At 70.9% G+C, this 13,945-nt stretch carries 15 protein-coding genes; 10 read left to right on the top strand and 5 right to left on the bottom strand.

Going from position 1 to position 13,945, the window contains the following annotated elements; genetic code table 11:
* The 8 genes from fliN to ABD151_RS21105 all read left to right on the top strand — a co-directional run.
* Positions 1-314, top strand: a 314-nt coding sequence (gene fliN / locus ABD151_RS21140; RefSeq protein ID WP_343996845.1) for a flagellar motor switch protein FliN, incomplete at its 5' end; no start/stop codon positions are given.
* Positions 315-317: 3 nt separating this feature from the next.
* On the top strand, positions 318-911 hold the full coding sequence (locus tag ABD151_RS21135; RefSeq protein ID WP_343996844.1) for a flagellar biosynthetic protein FliO: 594 nt from the start codon (positions 318-320) through the stop codon (positions 909-911).
* The gene (fliP, locus tag ABD151_RS21130) at positions 908-1,753 is read left to right on the top strand and encodes a flagellar type III secretion system pore protein FliP (protein WP_343996843.1); all 846 of its coding nucleotides are present in this window, start codon (positions 908-910) and stop codon (positions 1,751-1,753) included. Before ABD151_RS21135 ends, fliP begins: the two co-directional genes overlap by 4 nt.
* Positions 1,754-1,755: 2 nt before the next feature.
* Entirely contained in the window at positions 1,756-2,025 is a 270-nt protein-coding gene (fliQ, locus tag ABD151_RS21125; RefSeq protein ID WP_343996842.1) for a flagellar biosynthesis protein FliQ, read from the top strand.
* A gap of 3 nt (positions 2,026-2,028) precedes the next feature.
* The gene (locus tag ABD151_RS21120) at positions 2,029-2,796 is read left to right on the top strand and encodes a flagellar biosynthetic protein FliR (RefSeq protein WP_343996841.1); all 768 of its coding nucleotides are present in this window, start codon (positions 2,029-2,031) and stop codon (positions 2,794-2,796) included.
* Positions 2,796-3,947 carry an EscU/YscU/HrcU family type III secretion system export apparatus switch protein gene (locus ABD151_RS21115; RefSeq protein ID WP_343996840.1) on the top strand — a complete coding sequence of 384 codons (1,152 nt, stop codon included), beginning with the start codon at positions 2,796-2,798 and terminating at the stop codon, positions 3,945-3,947. The genes ABD151_RS21120 and ABD151_RS21115 overlap by 1 nt, the downstream gene beginning before the upstream one ends.
* A gap of 79 nt (positions 3,948-4,026) precedes the next feature.
* The gene (gene flhA / locus ABD151_RS21110; RefSeq protein WP_343996839.1) at positions 4,027-6,072 is read left to right on the top strand and encodes a flagellar biosynthesis protein FlhA; all 2,046 of its coding nucleotides are present in this window, start codon (positions 4,027-4,029) and stop codon (positions 6,070-6,072) included.
* Entirely contained in the window at positions 6,069-6,371 is a 303-nt protein-coding gene (locus tag ABD151_RS21105) for a hypothetical protein (RefSeq protein ID WP_343996838.1), read from the top strand. Before flhA ends, ABD151_RS21105 begins: the two co-directional genes overlap by 4 nt.
* On the opposite strand, the gene ABD151_RS21100 is transcribed toward ABD151_RS21105, so the two are convergent.
* Together ABD151_RS21100 and pdxH are read right to left on the bottom strand one after the other, a co-directional pair.
* Complete coding sequence (locus ABD151_RS21100; protein WP_343996837.1) at positions 6,359-7,939, bottom strand: GAF domain-containing sensor histidine kinase; 1,581 nt, start codon at positions 7,937-7,939, stop codon at positions 6,359-6,361. The two genes, ABD151_RS21105 and ABD151_RS21100, sit on opposite strands and share 13 nt — an antisense overlap.
* Positions 7,940-7,987: 48 nt before the next feature.
* Positions 7,988-8,626: a pyridoxamine 5'-phosphate oxidase gene (pdxH, locus tag ABD151_RS21095; RefSeq protein WP_343996836.1), complete on the bottom strand. Its 639-nt coding sequence runs from the start codon at positions 8,624-8,626 to the stop codon at positions 7,988-7,990.
* Positions 8,627-8,719: 93 nt separating this feature from the next.
* Here pdxH and ABD151_RS21090 point away from each other — a divergent pair, with 93 nt between their 5' ends.
* Entirely contained in the window at positions 8,720-9,823 is a 1,104-nt protein-coding gene (locus tag ABD151_RS21090; RefSeq protein ID WP_343996835.1) for a citrate synthase 2, read from the top strand.
* An 82-nt stretch (positions 9,824-9,905) separates the two neighbouring features.
* Here the strand turns inward: ABD151_RS21090 and ABD151_RS21085 are convergent, their stop codons facing one another.
* From ABD151_RS21085 to ABD151_RS21075, 3 genes are all read right to left on the bottom strand, one after another.
* Positions 9,906-10,400 (bottom strand): GNAT family N-acetyltransferase, encoded by a 495-nt coding sequence (locus ABD151_RS21085; protein WP_343996834.1) that lies wholly within the window; start codon positions 10,398-10,400, stop codon positions 9,906-9,908.
* A gap of 62 nt (positions 10,401-10,462) precedes the next feature.
* Entirely contained in the window at positions 10,463-11,119 is a 657-nt protein-coding gene (locus tag ABD151_RS21080; protein ID WP_343996833.1) for a hypothetical protein, read from the bottom strand.
* Positions 11,116-12,282, bottom strand: coding sequence for a sensor histidine kinase (locus tag ABD151_RS21075; protein ID WP_343996832.1), 1,167 nt, complete (start codon positions 12,280-12,282; stop codon positions 11,116-11,118). Before ABD151_RS21075 ends, ABD151_RS21080 begins: the two co-directional genes overlap by 4 nt.
* 513 nt (positions 12,283-12,795) lie before the next feature.
* On the opposite strand from ABD151_RS21075, the gene serC reads away from it, so the two are divergent.
* Complete coding sequence (gene serC / locus ABD151_RS21070) at positions 12,796-13,917, top strand: phosphoserine transaminase (protein ID WP_343996831.1); 1,122 nt, start codon at positions 12,796-12,798, stop codon at positions 13,915-13,917.
* Positions 13,918-13,945: the final 28 nt, after the last annotated feature.

Genomic DNA, 13,945 nt, shown 5'->3' with positions numbered 1-13,945 from the left:
CGACCGCGCCGGCGATGGCCGCCATGGGTGCGCCCGCCGCCGCGAGCACCACCACCCTCGCGCCCGCCCGCGGCATCGAGATGCTGCACGGCGTCGACATGGAGGTGACCGTCGAGCTCGGCCGCACCCGGATGACGGTCCGCGACCTGCTCGCCCTCTCCCCCGGCGCCGTCCTCGAGCTCGACCGGGCCGCCGGCAGCCCGGCCGACCTGCTGGTCAACGGCCGGCTGATCGCGCGCGGCGAGGTCGTCGTGGTCGACGAGGACTTCGGCCTGCGGATCACCGAGGTCCTCGACGAGGCATCGGCCGGCTGACGCATGCTCGAGCTCACCATCCGGCTGATCGCCTCGCTGGCGATCGTCGTCGGCCTCCTGCTGCTGGCGGCGAAGTTCTTCGGCCGCCAGTTCCAGAGCCGGGTCGGCGCCACCATCCAGGTGCTGCACCGCCAGGCCCTGACCCGCAGTGCGTCGGTCGCGGTCGTGGTCGTGGGCCCCCGGGTGCTGGTGCTGGGCACCACCGACCAGCAGGTCAACGTGCTGGCAGAGCTCGACCCCGAAGAGCTGGACCTCGAGGTCACCGAGGCCGGCGTCACCGTTCTGCGCGACGACGTCAGCGACGACGCCGATCTCACCGGCGACCCGATCCACGAAGACCTCGAAGACCCCGACCACCCGAGCGACCCGGGCAGCCCGGTCCTCGGCCCCGTCGACGACGTGCGCCCGGTCGGCGCGCACCGGCGCCGCGCCCGCACGATGCTGCCCAGCGGCCGGATCCGCTCCGGGCGGGCGGCCCGCGAGCAGGTCGAGGAGATCCCCGGCGTCGTGGAGGCGAAGGGTCCGCTGGCGGGCTCCATCCTCTCCCCGCAGACCTGGCGCCAGGCCTTCGCTGCAGCAAGCCGGCGGGCCTCGTGACCCTTCGCGCACGCGGCCTGGCGCTCGCACTCGCGGTGCTGGCCGGCCTCTTCGTGGTGCTGCTCGGCGCCGGCTCGGCTCAGGCCGATGCGGCCACGGCGGCCACAGGCGGTGTGGCGACCTCGCCACTGGCCCTCGACCCGGTGGGCCCGGGCGGACCCGACGGCCCCGACAACAGCTCGACGGTGACCGTCGACCTGGAGGGACTCACCGACAAGCCGACCACCTCGGTGACGGTGCTGCTCACCATCACCCTGCTGTCGTTGGCGCCGGCGATCCTGCTGACCTGCACCAGCTTCACCAAGATCCTCGTGGTGCTGAGCCTGACCCGCAACGCGCTGGGCCTGCAGCAGACCCCGCCCAACCAGGTGCTCACCGGACTCGCCCTCTTCCTCAGTCTCTTCATCATGAGCCCGGTGCTCGCCTCGATGAACGACCAGGGCGTCCAGCCCTACCTGGACGGCGAGAAGACCAGCGCCGAGGCCTGGGAGGACGGCGTCGAGCCGTTGCGCGCCTTCATGCTCAAGCACACCGGCGACGAGGAGATCGAGCTGCTGCTCAACGTCGCCGACCGCCCCACCCCCGAGACCCGTGCCGACGTCGGCCTTTCCACGCTCGTTCCCGCCTTCGTTCTCAGCGAGCTCAAGCAGGCATTCATCATCGGCTTCATCATCTTCATCCCGTTCCTGGTGATCGACATCGTGGTCAGCGGGGCGTTGATGGCGCTGGGCATGATGATGATGCCGCCGGTGATGGTGTCGTTGCCCTTCAAGCTCCTACTCTTCGTCCTGGTCAACGGCTGGGCGTTGATCATCGAAGCGATAGTCGCGAGCTACGGATAGCCATGACCGATACCCAAGTCATCGAGATCGCGCTGCAGACCATGCTGGTGGCGCTGAAGCTGAGCGCGCCGATCCTGGCGACCTCGCTGGTGATCGGCTTCGTGATCTCGCTCTTCCAGTCCATGACGCAGATCCAGGAGTTCACCCTGGCCTTCGTTCCCAAGCTGATCGGCGTCGGCGTCGCCCTGTTGCTGTGCGGGAACTGGATGCTGCACACCCTGATCAACTTCACCCAGCAGCTGTTCGAGAAGCTGCCCTCGCTGCTGGTCTGAGCGATGACGATCACTCTGGCCGGAGACGCGCTGATCGGCTACCTGATGGCCTCGGTGCGCATCGTCGCGTGGCTGGCCATCGTGCCGCCGTTCTCGACCCGCGCGATCCCGGTCACCGCGAAGGTGGTGGTAGCGCTGGCGCTGGCGTTCGCGGTCGGTCCGAGCGTGGCCCCGGCCGGGATGGCCAGCGGCGTCCCGCAGCTGATCCTGACCACGTTGACCCAGGTGATCATCGGGCTGGCGTTGGGCTTCGTCACCTACATGCTGTTCAGCGCGATCGCCGCTGCCGGTGCGCTGATCGACGTCTTCGGCGGCTTCGCACTGGCCCAGGCCTTCGACCCGCTGTCGATGAACATGAACACGGTCTTCGGCAAGTTCCACCAGATGCTGGCCACCGTGCTGCTCTTCGTCACCGGCGGACACCTGCTGGTGCTCGGCGGCGTGGTGAAGACGTTCTCCTTCCTGCCGGTCGGTGAGATGCCCGAGATCGGCGGCTTCGAGGACGTCGTGATCACCGGCTTCGGCCTCTTCTTCACGATCGCGGTGCAGATCGCGCTGCCGCTGATCGCGGTCCTGTTCATCACCGACCTGGGCCTCGCCCTGCTGACCAAGGTCGCGCCGCAGCTGAACGCGATCAACGTGATGTTCCCGGTCAAGGTCGGGCTGACCCTGCTGCTGCTGGGGATGAGCCTCCCGGTGCTGCCGGAGGCCACCCGCCGGCTGGTCGATCTCGCGAACGAGGCGATGTCCACCATGGTCGGAGCGAGCTGATGGCCAGCGAGGGCGGTGAGAAGACCGAGAAGCCCACCGAGCGCAAGCGCAAGGAGTCCCGCAAGGAGGGCCAGGTCCCGCGGACGCAGGAGCTCGGCGGCTGGGGCTCGCTGATGCTGGTCGTGCTGCTGCTGCCGATGCTGCTGGAGCGGGAGAGCGAAGCGCTGATCGACCTCTTCACCCAGTCCACCCGGGCCATCGCCGAGCCCAGCGTCGCGACCGCCCTGCAACTGCTCGGCGACGGCCTGATGCACGTGCTGATCGTGCTGCTGGTGCTGGGCTCCGGAGTGCTCGTGGTCGGTGTCGCGAGCGCCTTGGCGCAGGGCGGCTTCTACTGGGCCACCAAGGCGGTCAAGCCGACCTTCTCCAAGCTCAACCCGATCACCGGCGCCAAGCGGGTCTTCGGCCCCCAGGCGCTGTGGGAGGGCGTCAAGATGCTGATCAAGAGCACCGTGGTCGGCGTGCTGGTCTGGGTCGCGATCAAGGCGCTGATGCCGTTGATCGGCGGACTGGTGCCGATCTCGGCGATGCTGCACATCGTCGGCGACAACGCCTTCTCCCTGATCCGCAACGTCGCGATCGCCGGCCTGGTGATGGCCGGTGCCGACTACCTGATGGCCCGGCGCCGGATCGGCAAGCAGACCCGGATGTCGAAGGAGGAGGTCAAGCAGGAGCACAAGCAGACCGAGGGCGACCCGCTGCTCAAGGGCGCGATCCGCTCCCGCCAGATCGCGGCGTCGCGCAACCGGATGCTGGCCGACGTCACCAATGCCGACGTGGTGATGGTGAACCCCACCCACGTCGCCGTCGCGCTGCGCTACGACTCCGAGCGCGGTGCGCCGAAGGTCGTCGCCCGCGGTGCCGGGGCGATCGCCGCCCGGATCCGCGAGGAGGCCGACAAGGCCCGGGTGCCGATCGTGCGGGACATCCCGTTGGCCCGTGCCCTGCACCGCTCCACCCAGGTCGGCCAGGAGATCCCGGCCGAGCTGTTCGCCGCCGTCGCCCAGGTCCTCGCCTTCGTGATCAACCGGCGCACCCACGGCCAGTTCGGCGGCGAGCACCGCAGCCCCCGCAAGGAGAGCGAGCTTCCGGCGGTGCCGATCGCGGGACGACGGAGAAAGCCCTCAACTACGCCGAGTGCCGGCCGATGATCCACTCGATGCCAGGACGGCGTCGCCCCTGCGCCACGGACGGCGATCGGCAGCAACATCCCTGCGGAGAGTCCTGGCCATGCCCATGAAGCGCGTTACCCAGTTGGCGGGGCCTGTCGGCATCGTGTTCATCGTGGTGATGCTCGTGGTGCCGCTGCCTGCAGTGGTGCTCGACATGCTGATCGCCTTCAACATCACCGCCGCTCTGCTGGTGCTGCTGACCGCCATCTTCATCCACCGTCCGCTGGACTTCGCCGCCTTCCCCGCGGTGATCCTGGTGATGACCCTGTTCCGGCTGGCGCTCAACGTGAGCGCCACCCGCCTGGTGCTGCTGGACGGCTATGCCGGCAAGGTGATCGACACCTTCGGTCACTTCGTCGTCGGCGGCTCGCTGATCGTGGGTCTGATCATCTTCGTGATCTTGTTGGTGATCCAGTTCGTGGTGATCACCAACGGTGCCGGTCGCGTCGCCGAGGTCGGCGCCCGGTTCACCCTCGACGCCATGCCCGGCAAGCAGATGGCGATCGACGCCGACCTCAACTCCGGTCTGATCGACGAGGAGGAGGCGCGCCGCCGTCGCGCCGAGGTGCACGCCGAGGCCGACTTCTACGGCGCGATGGACGGTGCCTCGAAGTTCGTGAAGGGCGACGCGATCGCCGCGATCGTGATCACCCTGATCAACCTGATCGGCGGCTTCGCGATCGGCGTCGCCCAGCTGGGCATGCCGATGGGCGAGGCGGTGCAGACCTACAGCCTGTTGTCGGTCGGCGACGGCCTGGTCTCGCAGATCCCGGCCCTGCTGCTGTCGGTGGCGACCGGTCTGATCGTCACCCGCAACACGGGCAACGAGGACATGGGCTCCGACATCATGCGGCAGATCGGGCGCAACCAGACGCCGCTGCGGGTGGCTGGCGTCGCGGCCTGCTCGCTGTGCCTGATCCCCGGCCTGCCCAAGATCCCGTTCCTGCTGGCCGGCGGCCTGATGCTGCTGGCCTCCACCAGGGTGCCCAAGGAGGACGAGGCCGACGAGGCCGCCCCGGCCAGCGCCGAGCTGGCACCGGCCGACTCCCCGGAGGTGCTGGCCTCCGAGATCCTGCTCGACCCGCTCGGCCTGGAGCTCGCCGCGGACATGATCGACCTCGTCGATCCGGCCTCCGGCGGCGACCTGCTCGACCGGGTGAAGGCGTTGCGCCGCAAGGTCGCCACCGAGATCGGCATCGTGGTTCCTCCGGTCCGCACCCGCGACAACCTGGAGCTGCCACCGCGCACCTACGCGATCTCGCTCTTCGGCGTCGAGGTCGCTCGCGGCGAGGCGCCGCCCGGCACGGTGCTCGCGATCGGCGACTTCCTGGGCTCGCTACCCGGCCAGGCCACCCAGGAGCCGGTCTTCGGCCTGGAGGCCAAGTGGATCCCGGCGCACCTGCGCCACCAGGCCGAGATCGGTGGCGCCACCGTCGTCGACCGCGCCTCGGTGATCACCACCCACCTGGCCGAGGTCGTCAACCAGCACGCCGCGCGGCTGCTCGGCCGCGAGGACGTGCGGATGCTCACCGACGTGCTCAAGCGCACCCACCCCGTGGTGATCGAGGAGCTCACTCCGACCCAGCTCAGCCTGGGCGAGGTGCAGCGGGTGCTGCAGGCACTGCTCGACGAGCAGGTCTCGGTCCGCGACCTGGTGCGGATCTTCGAGGCGCTCTCCCTGCGGGCGCAGGCCACCAAGGACCCGGACGCCCTGGTCGAGGCCGCGCGCACCGCCCTCGGCCCTGCCATCGTGGCCCCCTACGTCCAGGACGGCACCGTCCACGTGATCAGCCTCGATCCCCTGCTGGAGCAGCGGATGCTGGAGGCCCTGCGCTCCACCGACCAGGGACCGGTGATCGCCCTCGACCCGGCACTGGGCCAGCAGGCCCTGGCCTCGACCGGTCGCGCGGTCGCCGCCGCGGAGAACCTCGGCGTGCACCCGGTCCTGGTCTGCTCGCCGCAGATCCGCAGCGGCGTGCGGCGGATGCTGGCCGGGGTGGCGCCGCGACTCGCGGTGCTCGCCTACCACGAGCTCCCGCCCAGCGTGAACGTCCGCTCCGCCGGCGTCGTCACCGGTGAGCACGCCCTGGCAGGTGGCGCATGAGAGACACCCTGAACCCCGCCTCGGGTCCGGTGCTGGCGTTGGCCGCGCTGATCGTCTCCCCCGCGCTGTGGCACGGCATGGTCGGCGGCGACCTGCCCCTGGACGTCGCCCTGTCGCGCTACCTGCTGGCGGTGGTCGGCTGCTGGCTGGCGCTCGAGGTCTTCGTCCAGTTCCTGCCGGCCCCGGCAACCGCCCGCGAGCGCGCGGACGGCGACGCCACCGTCATCGACGACACGTCGGTGCTGCCGCAGATCCCTGCAGAGACAGCGGAGTACGCCACCGACCCCTACGCCTCGTAGCGGACCTGCCAGCGCAAGCGGGTGCCGCGCGGCTGGTTCGGCTCCAGGGTCAACGACCCGCCGAGCTTCTCCGCACGGGTGCGGGCATTGCTCAGGCCGCTCTCCACACGGTCCAGCGGCATCCCCACGCCGTCGTCGGCGACGGTGAGCACGACGCCGTCGACATCGGCGTCCACCCGCACCTCGCAGGCGCTCGCCGCGGCATGGCGCGCCACGTTGGAGAGTCCCTCGCGCAACACCGAGAGCAGGTGGTGCGCGTACTCCTCGGAGATCAGGTTGTCGACCGCGCCGGAGGTGCGCAGCGCGGGCCGGTAGCCGAGGATCGGGGCGTACTCCTTGACCATCGCGATCAGGTCGCCGCGCAGGCTCGCGCCGCCGCGCTGCTGGAGCTCGAAGATGGTGGAGCGGATGTCGCGGATGGTGGTGTCGAGGTCGATCACCGCGGTGTCGATCCGGGCGCTCACCTCCTCGTCGCGGATCCGGCGCCTCAACCCCTGCAGCTGCAGGCCGGTGGCGAAGATCCGCTGGATCACCACGTCGTGCAGATCGCGGGCGATCCGCTCCCGGTCGGCGGTCAGCACCAGCGTCTCGCGGTCGGCGACCGCCTCCGCCCGGTCGAAGGCGAGCGAGGCCTGATCGCTGTAGGAGCTCAGCATCTCCTGGGTGCCGGGCTCCAACGCGCCGCGGCCCGAGGGCAGCCAGATCACCAGCACCGCGCGCTCGGCCAGCTTGACCCGCATCGGCGTGAGCACCACGGTGCCGTGCGTCTCGAAGCGGCGCACCACGATCGGGTCGCGGGGCAGCAGGGCGTCGACGTCGGCGATCAGTGGGCTCAGCCGCTCGGCGAGACTCGTGGTCGTCTCGCCGTCGGTGGCGACCACCACCGGCCTGCTGCCGCCGGCCGGCAGCACCAGCGCCGCCTGCAGGCCGCCGCTCGCCTCGCGCGCACCGCGCACCACCAGGTCCAGGACGTCGTCGACGTCGTCGGTGCTCTGCAACCGCTCAGTGACCGCGTTGGAGGCCAACAGCCACTTGCGGCGGACCTCGCTCAGGGCATACGCCCGGGCGTTGTCGACCACATAGCCGGCGGCTCCGGCCAGCGCCTCCACCAGCGTCTCGTCGGCCTCGGTGAACTCGACCCCGCCCTGCTTCTCGGTCAGGTAGAGGTTGCCGAACACCTGACCGCGCACCCGCACCTGGACGCCGAGGAAGGTGGTCATCTGCGGATGGTTGCGCGGGAAGCCGGCCGAGGTCGGATGGGCGGAGAGGTCCCGCAGCCGGACCGGCCGCGGGCTGCGGGTGATCAGACCGAGCAGGCCCACCGCCTCCGGCAGCCGGGCGATCGCCATCGCCACGTGGTCGCTCATCCCGTGGGTGACGAAGTCGAGCACCTCACCGTCGTCGTTGAGGATGGCGAGGAAGCCGTAGCGGGCACCGGTCAACGCACATGAGGTCTCGGTGATCCGGCGCAGCACACTGTGCAGGTCGAGGTCCGACCCGATCGCCACGACCGCGTCCAACAGCGCTGCCGCATCAGCGGGCAGCCCGCTCCTCACCTCCAACGCCACTCGTGCACCCTAGCGGAGCAGCAGCCCTCCAGGAGCCAGAAGTGCCGCTCAGGGCGCCAGCCGTTGCACCCGCCAGCCGGCACCGTCGGGCAGGTAGCAGAGCCGGTCGTGCATCCGGTTGCTGCGCCCCTGCCAGAACTCCCACCGCTGCGGGCGGACCCGGTAGCCGCCCCACTCCTGCGGGACCGGGACCTCATCGCCGAACCGCTGCTCGGCCTCGGCGAACGCCTCCGCCAGAGCGGCCGGCGTGGTCGGCCGGGACTGACGCGAGGCGTGGGCCCCGAGCCGCGCTCCGCGCGGGCGGGAGGCGAAGTAGGCGGCCACCTCCTTGGCGTCCAGCGACTCCGCCACGCCCTCCACCCGGACCTGGCGCTCCAGCGGGTGCCAGGGGAAGAGCAGCGCGCACTTCGGATTGGCGGCCAGGTCGGTGCCCTTGCGCGAGCCGCGGTTGGTGAAGAAGACCGCGCCCCGCTCGTCGAATCCCTTGAGCAGCACGGTGCGCACCGACGGCTGGCCGTCGGCGGAGACCGTGGCCAGCACCATCGCGTTGGGCTCGGGCAGGTCGGCGGCGTCGTCGTACCAGCGCCGGAACATGGCCAACGGCTCCGCGGCGAGATCCGTCTCCCGCAGCCCTGCCTCGGAGTACTCGCGTCGCCGGGCCGCCCACGGGTTCTCGACTGCGTTCATGCCCCGACTCTAGGTCCAGCGAACCGGAAGGGGCAGAATGCGAAACGGCGTGGCCGTCAGGCCAGTCCGTCTCTCGAGCAAAGGAGCCACCAGATGACCGAGGTGCACGAAGGCCTGGAAGGCGTCGTCGCGTTCAAGACCGAGATCGCCGAGCCCGACAAGGAGGGTTCCGCGCTCCGCTACCGCGGCGTCGACATCGAGGACATCGTCGGTCGCGTTCCCTTCGAGAACGTGTGGGGGCTGCTGATCGACGGCGCCTACACCCCGGGCCTGCCGCCCGCAGAGCCGTTCAACCTGCCGGTGCACACCGGCGACGTCCGCGTCGACGTCCAGGCCGCGGTGGCCATGCTGGCCCCGGCCTTCGGCTTCGGCCAGACCTACGACATCACCGACGAGCAGGCCCGCGAGGACCTCGCCCGGGTCGCCGTGATGGTGCTCTCCTACGCCGCCCAGTCCGCCCGCGGCCTGCACAAGCCGGTCGTCTCCCAGGCAGTGGTCGACGAGGGCAAGACGCTCGCCGAGAAGTTCCTGATCCGGTGGAAGGGCGAGGCGGACCCCAAGCACGTCAAGGCGATCGACGCCTACTGGAGCTCGGCGGCCGAGCACGGCATGAACGCCTCCACCTTCACCGCACGCGTGATCACATCCACCGGGGCGGACGTCGCGGCCGCGTTCTCCGGCGCGATCGGCGCGATGAGCGGCCCGCTGCACGGCGGCGCACCGTCGCGTGTGCTCGGCATGATCAAGGACGTCGAGGACCGCGGCGACGCTGCCGCCTACGTCAAGGAGCTGCTCGACTCCGGTGAGCGGCTGATGGGCTTCGGTCACCGGGTCTACCGTGCCGAGGACCCGCGTGCCCGGGTGCTGCGTCGTACCGCCCGCGAGCTCGACGCCCCGCGCTACGAGGTCGCCGAGGCGCTGGAGAAGGCCGCTCTCGCCGAGCTGCGCGAGCGTCGTCCGGACCGCGTGCTGGAGACGAACGTGGAGTTCTGGGCCGCGATCGTGCTCGACTTCGCCGAGGTTCCCGCCAACATGTTCACCTCGATGTTCACCTGCGCCCGCACCGGTGGCTGGTCCGCGCACATCCTGGAGCAGAAGAAGACCGGCCGCCTGATCCGGCCCTCCGCGCTCTACGCCGGCCCCGCTCCCCGCGGCGCCGACCAGGTCGAGGGCTGGAGCTCCGCCTGGGGCAACTGAGCCACCCTGCCGGCCAGCGGCCGCTCCCTCCACGTGAGGGAGCGGCCGCTGCTGCTTGCGGCAGCGGTCGCTACTGGGTGACTCAGACCCGCTTGGCGAAGCACCGCGAGAGCGGCGAGTCGGCATAGTGCCCGAAGCCGGGCACCTCGACGTAGCCGCTGGCCAGGTACAACGCGATCGCCTCGGGCTGGCGGGTGCCGGTCTCCAGCACCATCACCTCGGCGCCGGCCGCCAGCGCACTCTGCTCCAGGTGCGCGAGCATCCGTCGCGACAGGCCGCGCCGCCGGGCCGCCGGCACCACGTACATCCGCTTGATCTCGACGCTGTTCGCCGAGCCGAGCGCGCTGATGCGGCTGCGCCGCCAGGCCCCGGTGGCCACCGGGACCCCGTCCAGGAGACCGAGGTAGAAGGAGCCGTCGGGGGCCTCGAAGTCGGCCGCGTCGATCGGCGCCTCGTCCGGGCTGCCGTAGCGCTCGGTGTACTCGGCCTGGACCTGCGCGATCAGCCGCTGTGCGTCGGCGTCCGCGAATCCGACGCGACGCACCGCGAACTCCCCGGGCTGGCTCTGCTCACTCACCCGAGCACTCTAGTGGCGCGTACCGCCCACCAACTTCCGGCACGGGGCACCAGAGCGCGGGCTCAGGACCGCGAGCGTGGCCAGGCGTCGAGCAGGTCACCGGGTGCCAGCCCGAGCGCACGCTCGATGTCGGCCGGCGCGGTGTGCTGCAGGTGCTCGGAGACGGTGCCGATCAGCTCGTGCCAGTAGCCACGGAGCGTCGACTCGGACAGATGCAGCTGTTGGGCCATCTCGGCGTAGGTGAGTCCCCGGGCCCGGCCGGCCAGCACCTGCCGCTGGCGCTCGCCCAACAGGGTGATGCTGCGGCGTCGCACCAGGACCTCGATCAGCCCGGCGACCGGCGCGGGCACCACGCTTCCTCCTGCCGCCACCTCGGCGAAGGCCTGCTCGGCGACGTCGAGGGGCTCGGCCTTGGAGACCACGCCGCGGGCGCCGGCCGCGATGCAGGCCGCCAGCACCCAGCGCCGCTCCTCCTGGGAGTAGACGCAGACCGCGTACCCGGCCTCCACCAGCGCCTGCACCGCCGCCACCCCCTGCAGCGCGTCGGGCTGGGTCCGATTGACCAGGTGCAGGTCGAGCACCACGACGTCGACCTCCAGACGGCGCGCGATCAGCTCCTCCGCGGTGGAGACCGCGACGACGACCTCGATCTCGCGCAGCATCCCGGCCAGGGCACCGCGGATCACCGTGGCGTCGTCGACCAGCGCGGCCCGGATCATCGCAGCTCCTGATGGGTGCCGCGGAGCACCACCGTGGTCCCGGTGCCGAGCATCGAGTCGATCGCGACGGCGATCTGCTGGCGGGCCAGCTCCGCGCGCACCACCTCACGCAGTCCGACACCCTCGCGCACCGTGGCCACGTCGAAGCCGACGCCGTCGTCGTGCAGGGTCAGCGTCCAGATTCCGTCCTCCTCGTCGAGGTGCAGCACGACCCGCTGCGCCCCGGCATGCAGCCGGACGTTGAGCAGGATCGAGGTGAGCGCGGCCGAGACGGCCTCCGCCTGCTCCGGCGACACCAGGACGTGAGCCCCGAGATCGGTGATCAGGTCGATGCGCAGGTCGGGGAAGCCGGCCGCGGCGCCCTCCGCGACCGCGGCCAGCGCGCGGCGGTCGGCACGCACCAGCTGGTCACCGGTGAGGTAGCGGCGCATCCGCTCGGTCTCGGTGCGGGCCTGCACCCGCAGCGCCTGGCGAGCGCCGGCGTCGAGCCGGTCCAGATCGTCGCGCGCCAGCAGCGCCATCACCGCGGCGCCGTTGTGCATGGCGGCCTGGGCACGACGCTCCTCCTCCCGGCGTGCGAACTCCGCGACCCGGGCCGCGGACTCGTCGGCCAGGTCGGCGATCCGGGTGGTGTAGCGGAAGGCGAGCCGGGTGATCGTGGGCAGCACCACCAGCGTCAGCACATTGCCGATCAGCGTCGGCAGGTCCACCGACTCCGCCGACATGCAGAAGAGCACGTCGGCGGTCGGGATCAGGACGAGCACGAGCAGCCAGACCCGGCGGCTGGTGAGGACCGACAGCCCGATCATCAACGAGAGCGCATATGCGGGCTGGAAGGCGACCCAGTTGCCGACCCGGTCCTCGGGAGCCACGGTGAGGAAGCCGAGCCCGAACAGCGCCAGCATCGCGACCGTCTCGAAGAGCGCCATCTGGTCGTAGGGCGGCCGCTTGTTGCGGGCGACGCCGACGCACAGGACGGCGGTCAGCGCCAGGGCGAGCGTCCAGGCCAGCACGGTCAGCGCCGGGCGCTCGGAGGAGCGCACCGCCAGCGGCAGGGACGGCAGCATCTGGATGACGGTGCCGACCCGCAGCGCCGCGACCAGCAGGCCGATGTTCCACCAGAGTCCGGCGCGGACACTGCCCAGTGCCGTGGGGTCGAGCATCCGCGCCGGTGACCACCGACCTCGCACCATCGCCTCGACCGCCTGTTCCGCTGTGCCGGCCGGTCAGGAAGTCTGCGTTTTCGTTGGTACCCGACTCGGCCCCGATCGTCCATCATGTTCTATCGGAGGCCTGACGACGGCATCCGGGGCTGTGCAGGTGCGCGGCACCGGGCGCCCCGCCGTCCGGGCCCACGCATCCGGGCTGGCCGTTTCGGGGGGAACGGCCGAGCCCGGTTCTGCGTTCGCGGCGCCCCGTCCGGGCTGCCGCGGCGACGGGTGGCCCGCGTGCCACCGCACCCGCCGCTGGAGCGGCAGTAGGGCCCGGTCATCTCGGGGGCGGGCCCTGCCGCCGGCTCCGCGGCCGAGCACGCTCCCGTCCCGAGGAGGCAACCGTTGCGTTGCGTGCGCCCGGGGCTGGACTCCCTGGGTGGGCGCGGACGGCGAATGACACAATGGGGCGGTGCTGGCCCTGTGGTCAGGAGACCGATTCGAGAGAACCGAAAGGTTACCGTCGTGACTGACGTGCAGATCCCCGACAGCCTCAAGCCCGCCGACGGTCGCTTCGGCGCTGGTCCGTCGAAGATCCAGACCTCCCACCTCGACGCGCTCGCCGCCACCGGCGACGCGCTGCTGGGCACCTCCCACCGCCAGGCCCCGGTGAAGAACACCGTCGGCCGGGTGCGCGACGGGCTGGCCTCGCTCTTCAACCTGCCCGAGGGCTACGAGATCGTGCTCGGCAACGGTGGCGCGACCGCGTTCTGGGACATCGCCGCCTTCGGCCTGATCCGCAACAAGAGCCAGCACCTCACCTTCGGCGAGTTCTCCTCGAAGTTCGCCTCGTCGGTGAAGAAGGCGCCGTGGCTCGCCGAGCCCAGCGTGATCAGCTCGGAGCCGGGCTCGCGCCCGGACGCCGTCGCCGAGGAGGGTGTCGACGTCTACGGCTGGGCCCACAACGAGACCTCCACCGCGGTGATGGCTCCGGTCGTCCGCCCGGCCGGGATCGACGACGACGCGCTGGTGCTGATCGACGCCACCTCGGGCGCCGGTGGCCTGCCGGTCGACCTGAACCAGGTCGACGCCTACTACTTCGCGCCGCAGAAGTGCTTCGCCTCCGACGGCGGTCTGTGGATCGCCGCAATGAGCCCGAAGGCGCTCGCGCGCGCCGAGGAGATCGCGGCCAGCGACCGCTACATCCCGCCGTTCTTCAACCTGTCGACCGCGATCGACAACTCGAAGAAGAACCAGACCTACAACACCCCCGGTGTCGCCACGCTCTTCCTGATGGCCGAGCAGCTGGACTGGATGAACGCCAACGGTGGCCTCGACGGCATGGTGGCGCGCACCACCGCCTCCTCCGACGCGCTCTACGGCTGGGCCGAGAAGACCGCGTACACGACGCCCTACGTCGCGAACCCGGAGCACCGCTCGCTGGTGATCGGCACCATCGACTTCGAGGAGTCGATCGACGCCGCGCAGGTCGCCAAGATCCTGCGTGCCAACGGCATCGTCGACACCGAGCCGTACCGCAAGCTGGGCCGCAACCAGCTGCGGATCGCGATGTACCCCGCGATCGACCCGGCCGACGTCGAGGCGCTGACCGCCTGCATCGACCACGTGGTGACCGCGATCTCCTGATCGCAGTCTGAACCCAGCGAACCGCCCC

The sequence above is a fragment of the Nocardioides dubius genome (genome assembly GCF_039528155.1).
Lineage (GTDB): Bacteria > Actinomycetota > Actinomycetes > Propionibacteriales > Nocardioidaceae > Nocardioides > Nocardioides dubius.
This window is presented reverse-complemented; position numbering and strand designations above follow the sequence as displayed.

What these genes read in the sequence shown, in the direction of transcription:
- ABD151_RS21135 (WP_343996844.1), top strand. Translation starts at nt 318, where the DNA reads ATGCTCGAGCTCACCATCCGGCTGATCGCCTCGCTGGCGATCGTCGTC.
- fliQ (WP_343996842.1), top strand. Translation starts at nt 1,756, where the DNA reads ATGACCGATACCCAAGTCATCGAGATCGCGCTGCAGACCATGCTGGTG.
- ABD151_RS21120 (WP_343996841.1), top strand. Translation starts at nt 2,029, where the DNA reads ATGACGATCACTCTGGCCGGAGACGCGCTGATCGGCTACCTGATGGCC.
- ABD151_RS21115 (WP_343996840.1), top strand. Translation starts at nt 2,796, where the DNA reads ATGGCCAGCGAGGGCGGTGAGAAGACCGAGAAGCCCACCGAGCGCAAG.
- flhA (WP_343996839.1), top strand. Translation starts at nt 4,027, where the DNA reads ATGCCCATGAAGCGCGTTACCCAGTTGGCGGGGCCTGTCGGCATCGTG.
- ABD151_RS21105 (WP_343996838.1), top strand. Translation starts at nt 6,069, where the DNA reads ATGAGAGACACCCTGAACCCCGCCTCGGGTCCGGTGCTGGCGTTGGCC.
- pdxH (WP_343996836.1), bottom strand. Translation starts at nt 8,626, where the DNA reads ATGAACGCAGTCGAGAACCCGTGGGCGGCCCGGCGACGCGAGTACTCC.
- ABD151_RS21090 (WP_343996835.1), top strand. Translation starts at nt 8,720, where the DNA reads ATGACCGAGGTGCACGAAGGCCTGGAAGGCGTCGTCGCGTTCAAGACC.
- ABD151_RS21080 (WP_343996833.1), bottom strand. Translation starts at nt 11,119, where the DNA reads ATGATCCGGGCCGCGCTGGTCGACGACGCCACGGTGATCCGCGGTGCC.
- ABD151_RS21075 (WP_343996832.1), bottom strand. Translation starts at nt 12,282, where the DNA reads ATGCTCGACCCCACGGCACTGGGCAGTGTCCGCGCCGGACTCTGGTGG.